This is a genomic window from Streptomyces sp. AHA2 (genome assembly GCF_036857595.1).
Classification (GTDB): Bacteria; Actinomycetota; Actinomycetes; order Streptomycetales; family Streptomycetaceae; genus Streptomyces.
In genome coordinates this window covers 100,338-123,017 of the sequence record NZ_JAUQWJ010000005.1, presented here as the reverse complement: position 1 = coordinate 123,017, position 22,680 = coordinate 100,338, and the positions used below count along the sequence as shown (strand labels likewise).

5 protein-coding genes are annotated in these 22,680 nt (G+C 74.2%); 4 read left to right on the top strand and 1 reads right to left on the bottom strand.

Annotated features, from left to right (window positions below; genetic code table 11):
* Positions 1-2,736, bottom strand: coding sequence for a helix-turn-helix transcriptional regulator (locus tag Q5694_RS13160; RefSeq protein ID WP_333933023.1), 2,736 nt, complete (start codon positions 2,734-2,736; stop codon positions 1-3).
* A 328-nt stretch (positions 2,737-3,064) separates the two neighbouring features.
* Here Q5694_RS13160 and Q5694_RS13155 point away from each other — a divergent pair, with 328 nt between their 5' ends.
* Genes Q5694_RS13155 through Q5694_RS13140 form a run of 4 tightly spaced genes read left to right on the top strand, consistent with a single transcriptional unit; the run spans position 3,065 to position 22,636 of the window.
* Entirely contained in the window at positions 3,065-6,274 is a 3,210-nt protein-coding gene (locus tag Q5694_RS13155; protein ID WP_333933022.1) for a non-ribosomal peptide synthetase, read from the top strand.
* A complete protein-coding gene (locus tag Q5694_RS13150) occupies positions 6,271-14,202 on the top strand; it encodes an amino acid adenylation domain-containing protein (RefSeq protein ID WP_333933021.1) in 7,932 nt (2,643 codons plus the stop codon). The genes Q5694_RS13155 and Q5694_RS13150 overlap by 4 nt, the downstream gene beginning before the upstream one ends.
* Entirely contained in the window at positions 14,199-21,413 is a 7,215-nt protein-coding gene (locus Q5694_RS13145) for an amino acid adenylation domain-containing protein (RefSeq protein ID WP_333933020.1), read from the top strand. The genes Q5694_RS13150 and Q5694_RS13145 overlap by 4 nt, the downstream gene beginning before the upstream one ends.
* A complete protein-coding gene (locus Q5694_RS13140; protein WP_333933019.1) occupies positions 21,410-22,636 on the top strand; it encodes a cytochrome P450 in 1,227 nt (408 codons plus the stop codon). The genes Q5694_RS13145 and Q5694_RS13140 overlap by 4 nt, the downstream gene beginning before the upstream one ends.
* Positions 22,637-22,680 lie beyond the last annotated feature (44 nt).

The following is a 22,680-nucleotide window of genomic DNA, read 5'->3' as shown; positions in this document are numbered from 1 at the left end:
TCAGGGAACCGCCGGGGCGTCCGTGCCCCTGCCGGGCGAATCCGGCCAGTCGGCCGCCGCGAGCTCCCGGCGCGAGGAGACCCCCAGCTTCCGGTAGGCGCGGTGCAGGTGGTTGTCCACCGTGCGTACCGACACCACCAGTCGCGCGGCGATCTCGTGACTGGTCAGTCCATCCGCCGCCAGACGGGCCACGTCCCGCTCCCGCCGGGTCAGCGGACGCGCTTCGGCCGGCTGAGGAGAAGGCGCACTGACGCGTTCGGTCCCGCAGCGGGCCAGCAGCCGCCGGGACAGCACGGCGGCCGAGGCCGCCGCCTTCCCGTCGCCCGCTCGCGCCGCGCGCGCCGACGCCTCGCGGGCCGCCTCCGCAGCGGCCATGTCCAGGCCCAGCCGGCCCAGCCGGTCCGCCGTTGCCCGCAGGGGGTGGTGACCCGGCCCGGTCAGTGCGGCCGCCAGGTCCGCCCTGACCGCGGTGAGCCGGCTGTCCCCGGCCGCCGCCAGCTCGGCCAGCCGCACCCCTACCCGGGCGGCGGCCCCCAGCCGCGCCGCGTCGGCCAGGAGCCAGCCTTCGTGCACGGCCATCCCCGTCTCCCTCGCCCGCTCGGCCGCCGCGAGGAGGATCCGCACCGCCGTGTGTGGCGTGCCCCGGACCGCGCTCGACCAGGCGAGCGCCAGCTGCCGCATGAAGAACGTCGCCTGCTGGCGTTCGACGTCGACCCCGTCCAGCGAGGCCAGCGCCTCCCGCGCCGCCGCGGGACGTCCCGCCTGGGCGTGGACGGCGGCGAGGCCCGCCCCGGCGAACGCGGCCGCCCGCCGGAACCCCCGGGCGCGGGCCAGCCCCAGAGCCTCCGTGAACCACTCCTGCGCCGTCGTGAAGTGCCCGGCGATCAGCTCGCACCGGCCCAGATGGGCCGCGAGCCAGATCTGCGGCATCAGGGCCCGCGCGGCCACGGCGCTCTCGAAGGCCTCGCGGCCCACCGCACGCGCCTCCTCACCCCGGCCGGCGTCCGTCAGCGCGGCCACCCGGTAGATCGCCGGGCCGCTGGCGTGGGAGGAGGCACATCCCGGACGCTGGTCCCGTTCGGCTGCGGTCAACTCCTCGTGCACCGCCCGCGCCAGCTCCACGGACTCCTCCGCCCGCCCCACGTAGCACAGGGCCAGCGAGCGCTGCAGCTGCGCCCACATCCGCAAGCGGGGCACGGCGACGTCGTCCGCGTCGGACAGCAGACGCAGCGCGTCCGGCACCCGGCCCGCGTACAGCCGGTAGGCGGCCTCGTTGATGCGCAGCACGCGCCGCCCCACCGCGTCCAGCCGCGCCGCGGCACGACTGTTGACCTCCAGGGTCCGCCGGGCGTCACCGAGCCCCCAGTACAGGTTCTGGGTGCGCTCCATCACCACGGTCACCAAGTCCTCGTCCCGCTCGGCCAGTTCCTCGGCCGTGCGCAGACACTCCTCCGCCGCCGCGGAGTCACCGGTGTGGTGGTGCGCCTCGCCCCGCAGCAGCCAGACATCGAAGTCCGCCTCCTGTCGCGGCACACCGGCCAGCAGCCTGACGACGGCCGGGTAGTCGCGCACATGGCGGGCGATGCGTGCCGCGGCGAGCAGCGTGGCGGTGCCGACGGGCAGACCGGCGGCCAGCCGCCAGGAGACCAGGCGCAGGGCGTCCTCACGCCGGCGCGCCCCCGTCGCGGCCAGCCGGTCCGCCTGCTCCCGGAACACCTCGCGTCGCCTCGCGGCGGGGACACCGTTCCGCACCACCTCCCCGAACAACGGATGGTCCACCGCGCAGACCGTGCGGCGACCGTCGACCCGCACCCGCAACAGCCCCAGCTCCTCCAGTGCCTCGACGTCCTCCTCGCCGAACTCACCGGTCACCGCGTCCAGCGGGAGCGGACCGCACAGCGACAGCAGTTCCAGCACCCGGCGCCGACGGGCACCCACCCGGTCGAGACGGCTGCGCATGACAGCGGCCGGCCGCATCGGCTCCGGCAGTGGCCCGGTGAGCCGCCACAGCCCGTTCTCCCGCACCAGCCGTCCAGCACCGACGGCCGCGGTGACCAGCTCCCGCAGCAGCAGCGGGATGCCACGTGACTGCTCGGCCAGATGCCGCAGCGTGACGTGCTCGACCGCACCCCCGAGAGCCGTACGGACCACTTCCCGCGTCTCGGCTGCACCGAAAGGCGGCAAGTCGATGCGGCGCGTGCCGGGGTCGGGCGCGAAGGAGTCCACCACGTCCGACGCGGGAGCAGGGGTACGCACGGTCGCGAGGAGGAACACCGCGCCCCTGCGCAGCAGATGACCGAGGAGCACGGCGGACGCGTTGTCCAGCAGCGGGAGGTCGTCCACCCGGACGACCGCGCGCCGGGGGCGTCCGGAGCCGGTCGGCGGAGCGAACGCCTCCACCGCCGTCCGGAACAGCCGCACCGGATCGGTGACCGGGGCGTCCGGTGGCAGCAGATGCATCAACGCGCCCAACGGCAACGGCGAGTGCGCCTCGCCGGTGACCGCCCGCTCGACGCGGTGGCCGGCCCGTTCGGCGTGACGCAGGCACTCCTCGGCGAGGCGGGACTTGCCGACCCCCGCAGGACCGGTCAGCAGCAGTGCCAGGACGCGGTCGTCGTCGAGGTGCGACCGGAAGGCGTCGACCTGAACGTCCCGGCACGCGAAGGGCCACCGGTGCCGCGGGGCGTCGCCGGCGCACGGCGCGCCGGCGACCGGAGGGCCGCCCTCTCGTGCCACCGCTGCCGGCCGACGCCGGGACACCACATCGCTGTTCAGTGGATGAGCCACTGAGGCAATCAACCACTACGGGCAAGCAGAAGCAAGGCCGTATCCGTCGGTGCGGTGCGCCGGTGACGGCCACCCGGGGGCGCGGCACGGAAGTAGCGCCTACTCTATCGACGCTCGATTACCGCGGGATCCTTTCTCGCACGGACCCCGGGTCCGGTGCGAGGAACCATCGATCCTTCCCCGACCCGTGGCGGTCCATGCCGCTGCCTTGTGAGCCGGTCCGGCCGGCGAGGCGTCGACACCGGACAGCGGCTCCGGTATGGGGAGAGGAACTGCGGTGGAGCAATCAGCGACGAACGCGCTCGGGACGGACACCCGTGCCGGGGCCGGCCGGCCCCCGTCCTTCGCCCAGGAGCGCATGTGGTTCCTCGACCGGCTGGCCGGGGGGCACAGCACCGCATACGTGTCGACCCCCATGTGGTGGGTGCGCGGCCCGCTGGACCGGACACGTTTCGAGTGGGCGCTCGCGCGGGTGGCGGCCCGGCACGAAACGCTGCGAAGCCGCTTCACGGACCTGGACGGCGTGCCCCGCGTCCTCGTCGACGACCACGTCGGCATCCCCGTCCAATGGCGTGAGGCGACCGACGCCGCGCAGGTGGACCGGGAGGCCCGCGCCGAGGCCGACCGGCCCTTCGACCTGAGCCGGGGGCCGCTGCTGCGGATCGTCCTGTGGCGGCTCGGCGACCACGAGCACGTCCTGCTCGCAGCGATGCACCACATCATCTCCGACGCCTGGTCGGCCGGGCTGCTCGTCAAGGAACTGGGCGCCCTGCACGACGGCGCTGCCCTGCCCGAACTCCCCTGCACCTACACGCGCTTCGCCGCGGAGCAGCGACAGGAACTCGAGGGAGAGGCACTGCACGCGGACCTGGCGTTCTGGCGTGAGCGGCTGGGTGGTCTGCCGGTGCTGGAGTTGCCGGTGGACCGTGCGCGTGGGGTGCGGCCGTCGTGGGCGGGTGCGACGTGTTCGTTCGAGCTGGATCCGGAGCTGGTGGCCGGGTTGGAGCGGTTGGGGCGTGAGCACGGGGCGACGTTGTACATGACGTTGCTGGCGGTGTTCGAGGTGCTGATCGGTGGGTGGTGCGGTCAGTCGGACTTCGGGGTGGGTACGCCGGTGGCGGGGCGGGGCCGGCCGGAGGTGGAGCATCTGGTCGGGTTGTTCGTGAACACGCTGGTGGTGCGGGCGGATCTGTCGGGGGACCCGGCGTTCACGGAACTCCTGGCCCGCGTCCGCGACCACACCCTCGACGCCCTGGACCACCAGCACGTGCCGTACGAGCGGGTCGTACGCGAACTCCGGCCCGGGCGGCCGGACACCGACTCCCTGATCGACGCGTGGTTCGCCATGCAGAACGTCCCGGACACCGGTGACGACACCGGGACCCTGCACTTCTCCGACTTCGACACCGACCGTCCCCGCGCCCTGTTCTCCCTGTCCCTGTTCGCCCAGCCCCGGCGCGACGGCGGGATGTCGATGACCTTCGTCTACGCGACGGATGTGTTCGATGCGGTGTCGGTGGGGCGTCTGGTCGCTCGTTGTCGTGGGGTGTTGGCGGCGGTGGTGGCGTCGCCGGGTGTGCGGGTGAGTGAGTTGGGGTTGCCTGCCGGTGAGGTGGGTGTGTTGCGGCGGTGGGGTGCGGGTGAGGTGTCGCCGGGTGTGGTGGGGGATCCGGTGGTGTTGTTCGAGGAGCGGGTGCGTCGGGTTCCGGGTGCGGTGGCGGTGTGGTCGGGTGGCCGGTCGGTGTCGTATGCGGAGTTGAACGCGCGGGCGAATCGGGTGGCGTGGTGGTTGCGTGGCCGGGGTGTGTCGGCCGAGGTGCCGGTGGGTGTGCGGGTGCGTCGTGGTGTGGACATGGTGGCGGCCGTGCTGGGGGTGTTGAAGGCCGGTGGTGTGTATGTGCCGTTGGATCCGGACTGGCCTGCGGAGCGGGTGGCGTTCGTGTTGGGGGATGTGGGTGCGTCGGTGGTGCTGGAGGGGGAGCTGCCGGACGGGGGTCGTGAGGATGATCCGGGTGTGGTGGTCGCTGCGGAGCAGTTGGCGTATGTGATCTTCACGTCGGGTTCGACGGGGCGGCCCAAGGGTGTGGGGGTGAGCCGGGGTGCGTTCGCGGTGCATGTGGGGCGGATGCGGCGTCGGTTCGCGTTGGGTGCGGCTGATCGGGTGTTGCAGTTCGCGGCGTTGGCGTTCGATGCGTCGGTGGAGCAGATCTTCCCGGCGTTGTCGTGCGGGGCGGCTCTGGTACTGCCCGGACACGGCTTGATCGCCCCCGGCACCCTCCTCACCGAACTCCAGGACCACCGGGTGACCGTGATGGAGGTCGTCCCGGCCTACCTCAGTGAACTCGTCACCGAACTGTCGGCGGCCGGCGGACCGGCCGAAGCCGACCTCGGTCCCCTGCGCCTGCTGGTGCTCGGCGGTGACGTCGTCCGCCCGGCGGACATCACTTGGTGGCACCGGCGCTTCCCCGACACGACGGTCGTCAACACCTACGGCCCGACGGAGGCGACGGTGTCGTCGACGGTGTTCGAGGTGCCGGCGGGTGCGGGGGAGTGGCCGGGGGGTGTGCCTCTGGGGCGTGCGGTCGGACCGCGTTCCCTCCACGTCCTGGACGAGGGGTTGCGTGAGGTGCCGGCCGGTGCGGTGGGTGAGCTGTTCATCGGCGGGTCGGTGCTGGCGCGCGGGTATGTGGGGCGGCCGGGGCTGACGGCGCAGCGGTTCGTGCCGGATCCGTTCGGGGAGGTGCCGGGAGGGCGGCTGTATCGCACGGGTGATCTGGTGCGCTGGCGCAACGACGGGCAGCTCGCGTTCTGCGGTCGTGCCGACGACCAGGTCAAGGTGCGTGGTTTCCGGGTGGAGACCGGTGAGGTGGAGACCCGGCTGCGGGAGCACCCCGGTGTGGAGGACGCGGCGGTCGTCGTGTGGCAGGACCGGCTGGTGGCCTACCTCGCCGGCCGGGAGGCCCCCGCGGGTGAGCGGATGCGGGACTGGCTGGGCGAGCGGCTGCCCGCCTACATGGTGCCCGCCCTGTTCATCGCCGTCGAGGAGCTGCCCCGCACGGTCGGGGGCAAGGTCGACCGGGGCCGGCTGCCCGACCCCGACCACCACCGCCCTGCCTCGCAGCGCACCTACGAGGCGCCCCGCACCCCGGCCGAGCAGGCCGTCGCCGAGGTCTGGCAGGAAGTCCTCCAACTCGACGAGGTCGGCATCCACGACAACTTCTTCGACCTCGGCGGACACTCACTGCTGGCCACCCGGGCCGTGATGCGGCTGCGCGCGGTGTTCGGCGTGGACGTCGGCGTCCGCGCCCTCTTCGAACGACCCAGCGTCGCGGGACTGGCCGACGCCGTGGAGGAGCAACTGGTGCGCGAGATCACCGCGATGAGCGCCGAGGACGTCGAGCAGGCCCTGCGTGAGCGGGAGACGGCCGACGTCGTCGAACGGGCGCCGGGAGCACAGGACCGCGTGGAGAAGGAGCAGCAGGCATGAGCACGATGCACGGACTGGTCGAGGCGCAGGTCCGGCGCAGCCCGGACGCCGTGGCCCTGGAGTTCGAGGGGGAGGAGCTGACCTACCGGGAGATGGACCGCCGGGCGAACCGCCTCGCCCACGCCCTGCGCCGCCACGGTGCCGCGCCGGAGACCGTCGTCGCGGTCGGCGCCCAGCGTTCCCTGGACCTGGTCGTCGCCCTCCTGGGCGTCCTGAAGTCGGGGGCCGCCTATCTCCCGCTCGACCTCGAACTGCCCCCGGACCGGCTGACGTACATGGTCAGGCAGGCGGGGGCGGTGGCCCTGGTGCGCGGGCCCGGCATGGACGCGAGCCTGGACCTGCCCGGACTGCCCGAGGTGTCCACCGGCGGCCTCGACCAGGAGCCGGACGGGCCCTGCGGGGTGCGGGTCGACGACCGCAACGCCGCCTACCTGATGTACACCTCCGGCTCGACCGGCCGGCCCAAGGGCGTGATCGTCGAACACCGGGGCGTCTGCAACCGGCTGCGCTGGGGGCAGCGGGAGTACGGCATGACACCGGACGAGCGGGTGCTGCAGAAGACGCCGTACGCGTTCGACGTCTCGGTGCACGAGCTGTTCTGGCCGCTGATGGTGGGTGCCCGGCTGGTCGTGGCCCGGCCCGGCGGACACCGCGACAGCGGGTATCTCGTCGACCTCATCAGGCGCCGCGGCATCACGTCGGTCCACTTCATCCCCACCATGCTGGCTCTGTTCGCCGGTGAGCGGGGCGCGGCGCAGTGCACGAGCCTGCGTCGCATCCTCGCCAGCGGTGAGGCCCTGCCCCCCGACACGGCGAACCGCGTGCTGCGCGAGCTGCCGCACGTCGAGCTGCACAACCTCTACGGCCCCACCGAGGCGTCCATCGAGGTGAGCGCCTGGCCGTGCCGTCCGGACTGGACCGAGCCGGGCGTGCCGATCGGCGCCGCCGTCACCGACACCCGCCTGCACATACTCGACGACGAGCTGCTGCCGGTCCCGGGCGACGGACGGGGGGAGCTGTACCTCGCCGGCGTGCAACTGGCGCGCGGCTACGCCGGGCAGCCCGGGCTCACGGCCGAGCGCTTCCTGCCCGACCCCTACGGTGAGCCGGGCGGCCGGATGTACCGCAGCGGCGACCTGGCGGCGTGGCACCGGCCCGGAGTCGTGGACTACGTCGGCCGCGCCGACGACCAGCTGAAACTCGCCGGGAACCGGGTGGAACTCGGCGAGGTCCAGGCCGCGTTGAACGACCAGCCGGGCGTGCGCACCAGCGTGGTCGTCGCGAGCGGGTCCGGCGCGGACCAGGGGCTCGTCGCGTACGTCGTCCCGACGGGGCGAAGCCTGGACCACGCCGCGCTGCGCGGTGCGCTGGGCGAGCGACTGCCCGCCTACATGATCCCTTCCGCCCTCGTCGAGCTGGACGCACTGCCCCTGACCTCCAGCGGCAAACTGGACCGCAAGGCCCTGCCCGCGCTGGACAGACCCGACCTGCCCGTCGCCTACCGGACCCCGCGGGGTCCGCTGCAGGAGCGGCTCGCCGAGATCTGGGCATCGGTCTTCGGGGTGTCCGCCGTGGGGGTCGACGACCCGTTCTTCGCCCTCGGCGGCCACTCCCTGCTCGCCGTGCGGCTGGTCGCGCGCCTGCGGGACGAGGCCGGCCTCCACCTGTCGATCCGGGACGTCTTCGAGCAACCGACGATCGCGTCGCTGGCCGAGCACATCACCGGCACCGGCCTCGCCACCCGCACCGGGCTCGCCACCGCGGACACGCCCGCGTCACCGGCCGCCCCGGACGGCCCGCCGGTCGCCTCGTTCGGCCAGGAGCGGCTGCTCTTCCTGCAGCACATGCACCCCGACAGCGCCACGTACGTCATCCCGATCGCCTGGCGGGTGGACGGACGGCTCGACGAGACGGTCCTGCGACGGGCACTGCACCGCCTCGCCGACCGGCACGACGCGCTGCGCACCCGCTTTCCCGGGGTTGGTGCCGCGCCGGTCGTGGAGCCCGTGCCCAGCGTGGACCTGCGCCTGACCGACGCGCCGCGGTGGAGCGGGGAACTCGCCGCGACCGAGATCAGCCGACCGTTCGACCTGGCCGGCGGGCCGGTGTGGCGGGCCGTGGTGGTCCGGCTGCCGGAACACGACGTGCTGATGCTGACCTTCCACCACCTGGTCGCGGACGGCTGGTCCCTCGGCGTCGTCGCCCGGGAACTCGGCGAACTGTATGCCGGAGGCACCCCTTCCGCGCCCACGGTCCGCTACGCCGACTTCGCCCGCCGGCAGCGCGCCGCCCTGACCGGGGAGCGCATGACCGCCCAACTGGACTGGTGGCGGCGCACCCTGCACGACGCCCCGGTGCTGGAACTGCCCACCGACCGGCCCCGCCCGGCGGTCCTCGGCACCGAGGGAGCCACCCTCCGGTTCGACCTGCCGGAGGAAGCGCTGCGCACGCTGGCGCGGCGCGCGCGGGACGCGGCGACGACCCTGCACACCCTGCTGCTGGCGGCGTACCAGGTCGTGCTGGCCCGATGGAGCGGACAGACCGACTTCGTGGTGGGGATTCCGGTCGCCGGCCGGGCGGGCGCCGACGTGGAGAACACCGTGGGGTTCTTCGTCAACACCTTCGCCCTCCGCGCGGACCTGGCCGGCGACCCCACCCTGGACGAGCTGCTGAGCCGCGTGCGGGCGGCCACCCTCGACGGCCACGAGCACCAGGACGTGCCGTTCGAGCGGGTCGTGGAGGAACTGCACCCCGAGCGGGACCTCAGCCGCACCCCGGTGTTCCAGACCATGTTCGCCCTCCGGGACGGCGCCGGCACCGCCCTGCGGCTGCCGGGCACGACGACCGAGGAGATCCCGCTCGGTTGGCGAACCGCCAAGTTCGACCTCACGCTCTTCGTGGACCAGGCCGCCGACGGCTCACGCACCGGACTGATCGAGTACGCCACGGCGCTGTTCGACGCCGCCACGGCGCAGCGCATCGCCGACGCCTACCGGCAGGTGCTGCGCACGCTCGCCGCCGACGCCGGTGGCCGCCTCAGCGACTGGGACGTCCTCGACCCGGCCACCCGCGACCGGCTCGTCCGGGCGGGCACCGCCCCGCGGCCGGCCCTGCCCGAGCGCCCCCTGCACGAACTCGTCGCCGGGCAGGCGGCCCTGCACGGCGGCCGGCCGGCCGTGGTGGACGGTGACCGCGTGTGGACGTACGCCGAACTCGACCGCCGCGCCAACCGGCTGGCACACCGCCTGCGGGACCTCGGCGTGGGCCCGGAGACCGTCGTGGCCGTGGCTCTTCCGCGCAGTGCGGAACTGGTCCTGGCCCAGCTGGCCGTCCTCAAGGCCGGCGGTGCCTACGTGCCGCTGGACGCCGACCAGCCCGCCGAGCGCAGCCGCCACGTGATCGAGGAGACCCGAACCGGCCTGCTCCTCACCACCGCCGGGCACCTGCCCGCCGAGGAGCTGAACTGCCGGGTGGTGGAGGTGCCCCGGGACGCCGCGGAACCGGACGGTGCGCACGCGGCCGCTCCCGAGGTGGCCGTGCACCCGGACCAACTGGGCTTCGTCGTCTACACGTCCGGGTCCACGGGCACCCCCAAGGGCATCGGCATCACCCACCGCGGACTGGTCCGCACGGTGGCCGGCAGCGGCCACCTCACGCTCGGTCCCGACGACCGGGTGGCGTTCGCGGCCAACCCCGTCTTCGACGCGGCGACCTTCGAGGTGTGGGGAACGCTGGTCGCCGGGGCGGCCGTCGTGGTGACCCCGCCGGACGTCGCGCTGTCGCCCGACGCTCTCGCCGGCCACCTCGCCGGGCACGGCGTCACCACCCTCTTCCTCACCACCGCGCTGTTCAACCAGGTCGTGCGGCAACGCCCCGACGCCCTCGCCGGTCTGCGCCACGTGCTGTTCGGCGGTGAGGCCGCGGACCCGCACGCCGTGGACGCCCTGCTCGCCGACCCGCCCGGACAGCTGCTGCACATGTACGGTCCGGCCGAGTCCACGACGTTCGCCACCTGGCATCCGGTGACCGAACGCGCCCAGGGCCGCCCGGTGCCGATCGGCGGGCCCCTGCACCACACCACCGTCCACGTGGTCGACGCCTCGCTGCGGCCGGTCCCGGTCGGCGTCGTGGGGGAGCTGCTGATCGGCGGAGCCGGCCTGGCCCGCGGCTACCTGCGCCGGCCGGGACTCACCGCCGGCCGTTTCCTCCCCGACCCGTTCGGCCCGCCGGGCGGCCGCGTCTACCGCACCGGAGACCTGGTGCGGTGGACGGCGCCCGGACGGCTGGAGTTCGTCGGCCGGGCCGACGGCCAGGTGAAGATCCGCGGATTCCGTGTGGAGACCGGCGAGATCGAGTCCGTCCTGCGCCGCCATCCGGAGGTGCGCGAGGCCACGGTCGTCACCCGCGCGGACCGCAGCGGCTCCCTCGGCCTGGTCGCCTACGTGGTGGCCGACGGCACCGGACAGGCCGCCCTGCGCACGTTCCTCGGCGAACACCTGCCGTCCTACCTGGTGCCGGCCGCCGTGGTCACGCTCGGCGAACTGCCCCTGACGCCCAACGGCAAGGTGGACCGGGCGGCGCTGCCCGAGCCGGAGCACAGCCCCGGCGACGGCCGCACCGAACCGGCCGACGAGCTGGAACGGCTTGTCGCACAGGTCTGGACCGAGATCCTCGACGTGCCGGCACCGGGCATGGACGACGACTTCTTCGCTCTCGGCGGGCATTCGCTGCTGGCGATCCGCATGGCCGCGGCCGTGGCCGAACGCACGGGACGGCAGATCACCTTCCGCGACCTGTTCCGCACCCGCACCATCGCGGGACTGGCACGTCTGCTGCGCGACACCGCTCCGGCCGGCGCCCCGATGGAGCGCGCCGAGCGGACCGGCCGGCTGCCCGTGTCGTTCGGACAGGAGCGGCTGATCTTCCTGGACGTCCTCGAAGGCGCGGGCCCTGCGTACACGGTCCCGGTCGTGTGGCGGCTGGCCGGACCGCTGGACCTCGACCGTCTGGCCGACGCGTTCGAAGCCCTCGTCTCCCGTCATGACATGCTGCGCACCCGGTTCGCCCTGGTCGACGGTGTCGCGTACCAGGACACGGACGCACACGGGAAGGGCCTCGACCGGCGCGAGGCCCCCTCCCTCGACGAAGCCGTCCAGGGCGTGCGGGAGCTGGTGCGCGAGCCGTTCGACCTCACCGCGGGCCCGCTGTTCAGGGCGGTGGTGTACCGCATCGCGGCCGACGAGCACGTGCTGGCGGTGGTGATGCACCACGCGGTCTCGGACGGTTGGTCCATGGGAGTGCTGATCCGCGAACTGGAACTGTGCTACGAAGGCCGAACTCTGCCCGAACTTCCCTTCGGCTACGCCGACTTCGCGGCCTGGCAGCGCCGGGAGCTGTCCGCCGAGCGGCTCACCGGCCGGCTGGCGCACTGGCGGCGCCGGCTCGCGGACCTCCCCGCGCTGGAGCTGCCCACGGACCGGCCCCGTCCCGCCGTCCGCGACCGCGCGGGCGAGGCCGTGCGGTTCACGGTCGCGCCGGAACTGGTGACCGCACTCGAGGAGGTCGGCCGGCGGCACGGGGCGACGCTGTTCATGACCCTGCTCGCCGCGTACCAGGCGGTGCTGGGCCGGTGGAGCGGTCAGACGGACTTCGCGGTGGGCACCCCGGTCGCCGGCCGCGACCGGCCCGAGGTACGCGAGGTCGTCGGCTTCTTCCTCAACACCCTGGTCCTGCGGGCCGACCTGTCCGGCGACCCGGCTTTCGAGGACCTGCTGGGCCGTGTACGCGACGACGCCCTCGACGCCTACGAGCACCAGGACATGCCCTTCGGCCGCCTCGTGGAGGAACTCCGCCCGGACCGTGACCTGAGCCGGTCACCGCTGTTCCAGGCCATGTTCAGCTTCAACGACTGGAACCTGGACACCCTGCGGCTGGGCACTGCGCACGGCACCGCCCTGCCCGCCGACCGGGGCGCGGCGAAGCTCGACCTCACCCTGGAGCTGGTGCAGGGCCCGGACGGACTGGCCGGCACGATCGACTTCACCACCGACATCTTCGACACGGCCACGATCGAGCGCATGGTACGGGCGTACACCGCCCTCCTGGGAGCTGTCGCGGCCCGGCCCACCCTGCGGGTCGGCGACATCACCCTGACCGAACCGGGCACCGCGTCCACCGCGACGGCCCCGGCCGCCCCGCCCGCCCGGCCGGTCCTGGACCGGATCGCCGACCAGGTGCGGGACCACCCGGACGCCACGGCCGTGATCCACGGTGGCGAGCGGGTCACCTACGCCGAGCTGGATCGCCGGGCCGACCGCCTGGCCCACCACCTCGTCGGGCGCGGCGTGAAGCCCGAGAGCCGGGTCGGGCTGTGCGTACCGCGCGGCGTCGACACCCTGGTGGGGCTGCTGGGCATCTGGAAGGCCGGTGGAGCCTTCGTCGGCCTCGACCCGGACCAGCCCGAACGCCGGCTCGGAGTGCTGGCGGCGGACTCCGGACTGCTCACGGTCGTCGACGCCCGCACCCTCGCCGACCCCGCCCTCGACGGATGCCCCACCGGGCCACCGGACGTGGCCCGCGCCCCGGACCACCTCGCCTACACCGTCTACACCTCCGGTTCCACCGGAACGCCGAAGGGCGTGCTGGTGGCCATGGCGAACATCGCCGACCACCTCGACACGTGCCTGGCCCACTACCGGCTGGGGCCCGGCGACGTCGTCCTGCAACGCGCGTCCACGTCCTTCGACGCGTTCCTGCGCGACTGTCTCGGGCCGCTCACCGTGGGAGCGACGGTGCTGATGGCCGACCGGCCGGACCTGTCCGGCCTCGACGCGGCAGGAGACGGCACCCCCTCGCCTTCCGCCGTCCTGAGCATGGTGCCCTCCCTGCTCCACCGGCTCCTCGACGGCGGAGACCTGAGCCCCGACCGGCTGCCGGACCTGCGCCTGATGGTCCTCAGCGGCGAACCGTGCACCCCCGCCCTGCTGGAACGCCTCCACCGGGCGCTGCCGCACCTGCGCCGGGTGATCAACCAGTACGGGCCGACCGAATGCACCCTCACCACCACGTTCGAGGATCTGGACCCAGCCTTGCCGTACCGCACGGTCTCCATCGGCCGGCCCATGCCGGGCACGTCGGTGTACGTGCTCGACGCGGCACAGCGTCCCCAACCGCTCGGCGTGTACGGGGAGGTGTACATCGGCGGCCGGGGCGTCACCCGCGGCTACCACGGCCGGCCCGGCCCGACGGCACGGGCCTTCGTCCCCGACCCCTTCGGACCGCCCGGCGCCCGCATGTACCGCACCGGCGACGCCGCCCGCCTGCTGCCGGACGGCGGACTGGAATTCCGGGGCCGCCTCGACCAGCAGGTCAAGGTACGCGGGGTCCGCATCGAACCGGCCGAGGTGGAGGCCGCGCTCGCCACGCACCCCGCGGTGCGCGCCACCGCTGTCGTGGCGCGGCCCGACGGTTCGAACGGCTGGAGGCTCACCGGCTACGCCGCACGTGCCACGGGCACCACCGTCACCGCCGGCGAACTCCGGGCACACCTGGAGACCGCACTGCCGTACGCGATGATCCCGGCGGACCTGATGGTGCTCGACACCCTGCCCCTGCTCGGCAACGGCAAGGTCGACAGGGCCGCACTGCCCGAGGCCGCCGCCGCCCCGGAAAGCGAGCGCGTCGCTCCGCGCACGGCGACGGAGAAGGCCATCGCCGAGATCTGGTCCGAACTGCTGGACCGGCCCGACATCGGGGTCGAGGACGACTTCTTCGCCCTCGGCGGACACTCCCTGTCCGCGCTGCGGGTCATCTCCCGGCTGCGCTCCCAGCTCGACACGACGATCAGCCTCCGCGCCTTCTTCGAGGCCCGGACCATCACCGGGCTCGCCAGGAAGCTGCTCGCCCAGGAAGCGAAGGACAACACGTGAACGGCCTGACACCCGCACAGCGGGAGCTGCTGCGCCGCCGCCTCGCCGGACGCGCCGAACGCCTCGACGTCCCGGACCCGATCACTGCCGTCCCCGGCACCAGCGCACTGCCGGTGTCCTTCGGACAGGAGAGGCTCTACTTCCTCGACCGGCTGGAGGGGCCGGGCCCGGCCTACACCATCGCCGTGGCCTGGCGGCTCAAGGGCCCGCTGGAGCCCGCCCGGCTCGGGGCGGCGTTCGACGAGGTGGTGGCCCGTCACACCAGCCTGCGTACCCGGTTCGCCCTGGTCGACGGCCGGGTGCACCAGGACATCGACCCCGGCTGGCCGGGTGTCCGGTGGTGCGCGGCCGCCTCGGAGGAGGAGGTGTCGCGGGCGGCGCGCCGGCTCGCCCGCGAACCGTTCGACCTGACGCGTGGCCCGGTCTTCCGGGTGACCGCGTGGCACCTCGCGCCCGACGACCACGTCGTGCTGATGGCCTTCCACCACATCGCCTTCGACGGCTGGTCCATGGGCGTCCTGGTCCGCGAGGTGGAGACGCTGTACGCCGGTGGGTCGCTGCCCCCGCTGCCGCTGCGGTACGCCGACTTCGCCGCCTGGCAGCGCCGTACCCTCACCGGTGAGCGGCTGGCCGCCGAACTGGGGCACTGGCGCGACCGGCTGGCCGGATTGCCCCCGCTGGAGCTGCCGTACGACCGGCACGGCGAGGGCGTGCGCGGCGGCGACGCGGGCGCGGTGTGCGAGTTCCGAGCCGGGCCCGAGCTGGTGGCCGGCCTCGAACGGCTGGGCCGGGAGCACTCCGCGACGCTGTACATGACGCTGCTGGCCGCCTACCAGGTGCTGCTGGGCGAGTGGAGCGGGCAGCGCGACTTCGGGATCGGCACGCCCGTCGCCGGACGCAGCCGTCCGGAGGTGGAGCACCTGATCGGCTTCTTCGCCAACACCGTGGTCCTGCGCGCCGACCTCGGCGGGGACCCGTCGTTCGGCCGGATACTCCGACGCGTCCGGGACGACGCCCTGAGCGCCTACCAGCACCAGGACGTGCCGTTCGAACGGGTCGTCGACGAGGTGGGCCCCGAACGGGACCTCGGCCGGACTCCGTTGTTCCAGGCCATGTTCACGCTGGAGGACGACGCCGACGACCGGCCCGTACGCCTCGCCGGGATCACCGCCACCCGGTTCCCGCTGGAACTGGACGCCGTCAAGTTCGACCTCATCCTGCAGACCGCACGCACCCCCGAGGGCTTGGCCGGCGCGTTCTTCCACCGGGCCGGTCCGTGGCACCCCGAGACGGTACGCCGCTGGGCCGACCAGTACGTCCACCTGCTGCGCACGGCCGTGGAGCACCCCGACACCCCCCTGTCCCGCCTTCCGCTGCTGCCGGCGGGCGAGCGGCGGCGCATCGCCGCCTGGGGGACACCTGCCGCGTCGTACGACAGCGGTGACCTGCTGCACGAGCGTTTCGAGCGCCACGCGGCCGCCCGGCCCGGGGCCCCCGCACTGGTCGCGGGGCACGCCCGGCTCGACTACCGCGACCTCAACCGCCGGGCCAACCGGCTCGCCCACCGGCTGCGCGCCGCCGGGGTCGGACCCGAGTCGGTGGTGGCGCTCTGCGTGGAGCGCGGACCCGATCTCGCCGTCGGCGTCCTGGGCATCCTCAAGGCCGGGGGCGCCTACCTGCCGCTGGACCCGGACCACCCCCGCGACCGGCTGGAGTACGTCGTCGGCGACGCCGGCGCGCGCACGGCCGTCGTCTCGCCCGCGCTCACCGACCGGGTTCCCGCCGGGCCGGGGCAGCAGATCGTGCTCGACGAAGCGTCCCTGGCCGGACAGCCGGAGCACGACCCCGCCCCGGCCGGTGACGCGGACCGGCTCGCCTACGTCATCTACACCTCCGGATCCACGGGCCTGCCCAAGGGCGTGTGCATCCCGCACCGGCAGGCCGTCCGGCTCCTGGACGCCTGCGAGGCCGACCTCGAGCTGCCCGCGGGCGGCGTGTGGAGCCTGTTCCACTCGTACGCCTTCGACTTCTCCGTCTGGGAACTGTGGGGGGCGCTCGCCCGGGGCGGCAGCGTCGTCATCGCCGACAAGGACACCGCCCGCGACCCCGAGCGCTTCGCCGCGCTGCTGGAGTCGGAGCGCGTGTCCGTCCTCAGTCAGACCCCCGGCGCCTTCCGCAACCTGCGCGCCGCCCTCGGCAGCCGCCCGCTCGCGGAACTGGGCGTGCGCACCGTGGTCTTCGGCGGCGAGAAACTCGACCCGTCCGAGTTCGCCGGCTGGCTGGAGGGGCCGGGCGCCGGGGTCCGGCTGGTCAACATGTACGGCATCACCGAGACCACCGTGCACGTCACCCACCACACCGTGACACCCGGTGACCTCACCGGCGGCACCGCCTCGCCGATCGGCCGGCCGCTCGGCGACCTGACCGTCCACGTCCTCGACCCGCACCTGAACCCCGTACCGGCCGGAGCCGTCGGCGAGATGTACGTCGGCGGCGCGGGCCTGGCCCGTGGCTACCTGGGCAGGCCGGGCCTGACCGCGGAGCGGTTCGTGCCCGACCCGTACGGCACCGCGCCCGGGGCGCGCCTCTACCGCACCGGGGACCGGGCACGCCGGCGGCCCGACGGGACCCTGGAGTACCGGGGCCGGGCCGACGACCAGGTCAAGATCCGCGGTCACCGCATCGAACCGGGCGAGGTGGAGGCCGCGCTGCTCCGGCACCCCGCCGTCGACCAGGCCGCCGTGCTCGCCCGGGGCGAGCGCACCGGCGAACACCGCCTGCACGCCTACCTGGTGGGCGGCTCCGGCCTGGACCGCGACGACCTCCGGGCGTGGCTGCTGCGCCGGCTGCCCGAGCCGATGGTGCCGGCCACGTTCACGGTGGTGCCGGCGATGCCGCTCACCGCGAACGGCAAGACGGACCGCCGGGCCCTCGCAGGGCTGGACGGCACCGCCCTGGACACGGCCCGCTCCTTCGTGCCCCCCGCCACGCCCACCGAACGGGTCCTGGCCGACGTCTGGGCGGAAACGCTCGGCGTGCCGCGGGTGGGGGTCACCGACCGCTTCTTCGAACTCGGTGGCGACTCCATCCTGGCGCTGCGCGTGGTGGGCCTGGCCGAGCGGCGCGGAACGACCGTCGAACTGCGTGACGTCTTCGCGCACCAGATGCTGGGTGACCTCGCGCGCGCCGTCGACACCGCCGCCGACGCACGGCAGCGCGGCGGGCGGAGCCAGGGGCCCGTGGCACGCTTCGCCATGGTGTCGCCCGCGGACCGCGACCGCCTCCCCGGCGACATCGAGGACGCCTACCCCCTGACCCGCATGCAGCAGGGCATGCTGTACGAACTGCTCGCCGACGCCGGCAAGGGCGCCTACCACAACGTCACCAGCTTCCGCATCCAGGAGCCGGCCGGCTTCGACGCCGAGGCGATGCAGCGGGCCGCCGACGCGGTCGTGCGGCGCTACGAGATCCTGCGCACCGGCTTCGACTGGAGCGGCTACGACGAGCCGCTGCAACTGGTGCATCTCGACGCCACGCTCCCGGTGGGCGTGGACGATCTGCGTGGCGTCGACGCTGCCGCCCGGTCCGAGCGGGTGCGGGCCCACCTGGACGCCGAGGCCAAGCGCTGGTTCGAGCTGTCGGCCCCTCCGCTGATCCGGCTCCACGTGCACGTGCTGAACGACACCGAGTACCGGCTCACCCTCACCGACTGCCACGCGGTGCTGGACGGCTGGAGTCTCACCTCGCTCATCGCCGAGCTGGTGGACCGCCACCGCCGCATCCGGACCGGCGAGCCCGGACCGGCGGAAGACCACGAGGTCCCGCGCTTCGCCGAGTACGTGGCCCTGGAGCGCGCCGCCCTCACCGACCCGGCGGCGCGGCGGTTCTGGGACGCGATGGTGGAGTCGTTCCCGCCGGTACGGCTGCCCCGCGCGCGGGGTGACCGGACCGGCACGCCCACCTGCGAGGCACTGCGCGAGTACGGCCATCTCCAGCCCGGCCTCGACGCGCTCGCCGCCCGGGCCGGAGTGCCGCGCAAGACCGTGCTGTTCACCGCCTACTACCACCTGCTCGGGCAACTCGCCGACGGCGACGCCTACTCGACCGGCCTGGCCACCAACGGACGTCCGGAACGGGCTGGTTCGGACGGGATGCGCGGAGTGTTCCTCAACGTGGTGCCGTTCGGCGTCCGCTCCGCGGCCACCAGCTGGGTGGAACTGCTGAAGGACGTGTTCGCCGCCGAGCAGGAGGTGCTGCCGCACCGCCGCTTCCCCCTGGCGGAACTGCAGCGCGGCCGCTGGGCGGGAGAGACCTTGGTCGACACCGCCTTCAACTACGTCCACTTCCATGCCCTGGGCAGTGAACACAAGCAGGAGATCGAGGAGATCGCCCGGACCAACTTCGGGCTCATGGTCACCACCGGCCCGACGGGCGTGTCCGTCGAGGCGGACGCCGCACGCATGGCACCGGCCGAGGTGGCACGCCTCGCCGACGCCTACTGCGCCCTGCTGACCACGATGGTGGAGAACCCGGACGCCGCCCCGAGCCTGCCCGCGGCGGCGCAGGGGGCCCCGGCGACGGTACCGCCCCGGGCCCACGCCCGGGACGACCGCAGCGTCGTCGACGTGTTCGAGGCCCAGGTGGCCGCCCGCCCCCACGACGACGCCCTCGCGGGCGCCGGCGGCACGCTCACCTACGCCGAACTGAACCGGCGTGCCAACCGGGTCGCCCACCGGCTGCGACACCTCGGCGCCGGCCCGGAGCGCGTGGTCGGCCTGTGCGCCGACCGCGGCCCGGACCTCGTCGTCGGTCTCCTCGGCATCCTCAAGTCCGGTGCCGCGTACCTGCCCCTGGACCCGCGGGACCCCGCCCACCGGCTCCAGCGGCTGATGACCGGCACCGACGCCGACGTGGTGCTCGCCGAGCCGACCCACCTGCAGGCACTGCCGGAGGGCGTCCGCGCGGTCGTCCCGCTCACCGAGGCGACCTTCGCCGCCGACCCGGCGGGCGACCCCGGCCGCGGCGCCGACGCCGACAACCCGGCGTGCGTGCTGTACACCTCCGGCTCCACCGGCCACCCCAAGGGCGTCGTGGTGACGCACCGCGCCGTCGTCGACTCCCTGCTCGACCAGGAAGCCGCCTTCCACCTGGACGCCGACGAGACCGTCCTGCACCTGAGCAGCCTCAACTGGGACGCTGCCGTCTTCGAGATCCTCGGCCCGCTGCTGCACGGCGGGACCTGCGCCCTCCACCCGGCCGGACCCCTGACCCCGGCCGGAATCGCCGAGGTGATCCGCACCCGCGGGGTCACCACCGCCTTCCTCACCACCACCCTGTTCAACCTGATGGTGGAGGAGCGGCCGGACGGGCTCGACGGTCTGCGGCAGATCCTGTTCGGCGGCGAGACGGCCTCCGCCCAACACGTCCGCGCCCTGCGCCGCAGCCGGCCCGATCTGCGCATCGTCAACGGATACGGCCCCGTCGAGACCCTGTTCATCGCCACCGCCCACCACGTGGACACCGTCGCGGAGGACGCGGTCGGACTGCCGATCGGCCGCCCCCTCGCCCGGACCACCGCGCTCGTCCTCGACGGCGAACTGCGCCCGGTGCCCGCCGGGACGGCGGGCGAGATACATCTGGGCGGCGCGGCGCTGGCCCGCGGTTACGCCGGCCGGCCCGGGCTGACCGCCGAACGGTTCGTGCCCGACCCGCGCGGCGGCGGCGGACGGCTGTACCGCACGGGTGACCGGGGACGGCACCGGGCGGACGGCGCACTCGAGTTCGGCGGCAGGCTCGACGACCAGGTGAAGATCCGCGGACGCCGGATCGAACTGGGCGAGATCGAGACCACCCTGTCGACGCGATCCGACGTGGCGGTCGCCGCATGCCGCGCCCGGACCGGCCGGCCGGGCGACGACGCCCGGCTGGTGGCCTACGTGGTGCCCGCCGCGGGAGCCGCGGCGCCCACCGCCGAGGAACTGCGGCGCTGGCTGCGCGACCGGCTCCCCGCCTACATGGTGCCGACGGCGTTCGTGGCCCTGACCGCGCTGCCCATGACGGGCAACGGCAAGCTCGACCGCGCGGCACTGCCGGAACCCGGCCCGGCCGACCGTCCGCAACGCCCCCACGTCGAGCCGCGCACCGACGTGGAGGCGAGCCTGGCCAAGCTGGTGGCCGAGACCCTGCGGCTGGACCGGGTGGGCGTCTACGACGACTTCTTCGACGTCGGCGGCGATTCCCTGGCCGTCGTCCGGGTCGCCGCACGCGCCTGCGACCTCGGCCTGCCCGTCGGCGTGGCCGACGTGCTGCAGCACCCGACGATCGCGGCCCTGGCCGCCGCGGTGGACGACCGCCGCCACGGCGCCCCCGGCGCAGCACCGGCACCGCGGGGCGAGGTCCTCGTCGTGCTGCGCGAGGGCGCGGGCCGGCCGCTGTACTGCGTCCACCCCAGTGGCGGCAGCGTCGCCTGGTACCTGCCGCTGGCCCGCGCCCTGCCCCCCGGCCGGCCGGTCATCGGACTGCAGGCCCGCGGCCTGGACGGCGGCACGGACGCGGACACCATGACGGGGCTCGCCCAGGACTATGTCCGGCAGGTGCGCGCCCACCAGCCGCACGGCCCGTACGCCCTGCTCGGCTGGTCGATGGGCGGCAACATCGCCCAGGAGATGGCCATACGGCTCACCGCCGAGGGCGAGCAGGTGGACACACTGCTGCTGGTGGAACCGGCCGTGCCCGACGAGGCGGGGATGTTCGCGGTCACCGAGGCGCTGGACCTGCTGGACAAGGCCGTCGCCCTGCGCGAGGCGATCCGGGCGCTCTCCCCGGGCACACCCGCCCGGCTCAGCCAGGAGCGGGAACTGGTGGCCACACTCCTCGCCGCCGGGGTGGACGAGGCGGAGGCGGCGCTGGGCGCGGACTGGCCGGTCGCCATGTGGACCGCGCTGCTGCGCGCGGCCGCGTCCTACCGGCCCGAGCCCTACCGGGGCCCGACGCATCTGCTGGTCAGCGCCGAGGCGGCCACCGCGGCCCCCGGCCGGCCCTCCGTCGTCGCCGGTGAGGACCCGGCGGCCTACGAGCGGCGCTGCCGGGAGATGTTCCCGGGCGCCCTCACCCTGCACCGCCTGCCCGGCACCCACCGGAGCATGGTCACCGAACCGGAGGTGGCGGCCGTCGCCGCCATCGCCGCCGAACTGATGGAGCGCACGACATGACCACCGCCGGTCAGGTCACCGACCGCTATCTCCTGGACGACGACCTCGTCGCCGACCCCTTCCCGTACTTCGCGCACCTGCGCGACACCGCTCCCGTGCACTGGAGTCCGGTGCAGCGGTCGTGGCTGGTCACCGGGTACGAATCCGTCGCCTCCTGCTTCACCGAACCGGCCGTCTCCGCCGACCGGATCACCCCGGTGCTGGCCCGGACCCCGCGTCACCTGCTGGGCCCGGAAGCCGCGCGCGCGTTCGAGATCATGGCCGGCTGGATGGTGTTCGTCGATCCACCCGAACACCGGCGTCTGCGCAGCGCCTTCCGGGGCGCCTTCGGGCCGCGGCAGGTCCGGCGCAACCGGCCGATGGTGCAGCAGGCCGTCGCCCGGCTCGCGGCACGGGTCCGGGACGGGGGGCGGTGCAGCGACCTGGTGGCCGATCTCGCCCGCCCCCTGCCCGCCACCGTCGCGGCGGCCTGGATGGGGGTGCCGGCCGCCGACACCGCGCGGTTCCAGCGCTGGGCCCTCCAGGTCGGGGACCTGGCCCTCGGCGCGGCGCAGTCCGCGCAGGAGCACGAGGACTCCCAGCGAGCCCTGCTCGACCTGTTCGCGTACCTGCGCGACCTGGTGCGGCTGCGCCGCAGCGCACCGCAGGAGGACCTCATCAGCGCCGCGCTGGCCGGCGGGGTCGTCGACGACACCGTCAGCGAGGACGAGTTCGTCGCGATGCTCACCCACATCGCGTTCGCGGGCGGAGAGACCACCAGCAACCTCATAGCCGTGGGCACCTGGCACCTGCTGCGCCACCCCGACCAGCTCGGCATCCTGCGCCGGGAGCCGGAGTCGGCGCCCACCGCCGTGGAGGAGCTGCTGCGCTACGACGGCCCGTCGAAGATGTCCGTCCGGCAGGTGCGCGACGACTTCACCCTGGAGGGCAGGACCCTGCGCCGCGGTGACCGTCTCTACCTGGTCACCGCCGCGGCCAACCGCGACCCCTCCCGGTTCGAACGACCGGACGAACTGGACCTGCGCCGGCAGCCCAACCCCCATCTGGCCTTCGGACAGGGCGCGCACTTCTGCCTCGGTGCGCCGCTGGCGCGCCTGGTGGCCGGAGCGGCGCTCACCGACCTCCTGGCCGCCGCCCCCCGGCTCGCGCTCGCCGCCGGCGAGCCGCAGTGGCAGCCGTCCCTGCTCAATCGCAGCCTGCGGACCCTGCCGGTCCGGCTGTAGCCCCCGAACCCCGGCCACCGGCCGGACACCGCACAACGACACCA

Coding starts and splice junctions, on each gene's coding strand:
- Q5694_RS13150 (WP_333933021.1), top strand. CDS start 6,271: ATGAGCACGATGCACGGACTGGTCGAGGCGCAGGTCCGGCGCAGCCCG.
- Q5694_RS13140 (WP_333933019.1), top strand. CDS start 21,410: ATGACCACCGCCGGTCAGGTCACCGACCGCTATCTCCTGGACGACGAC.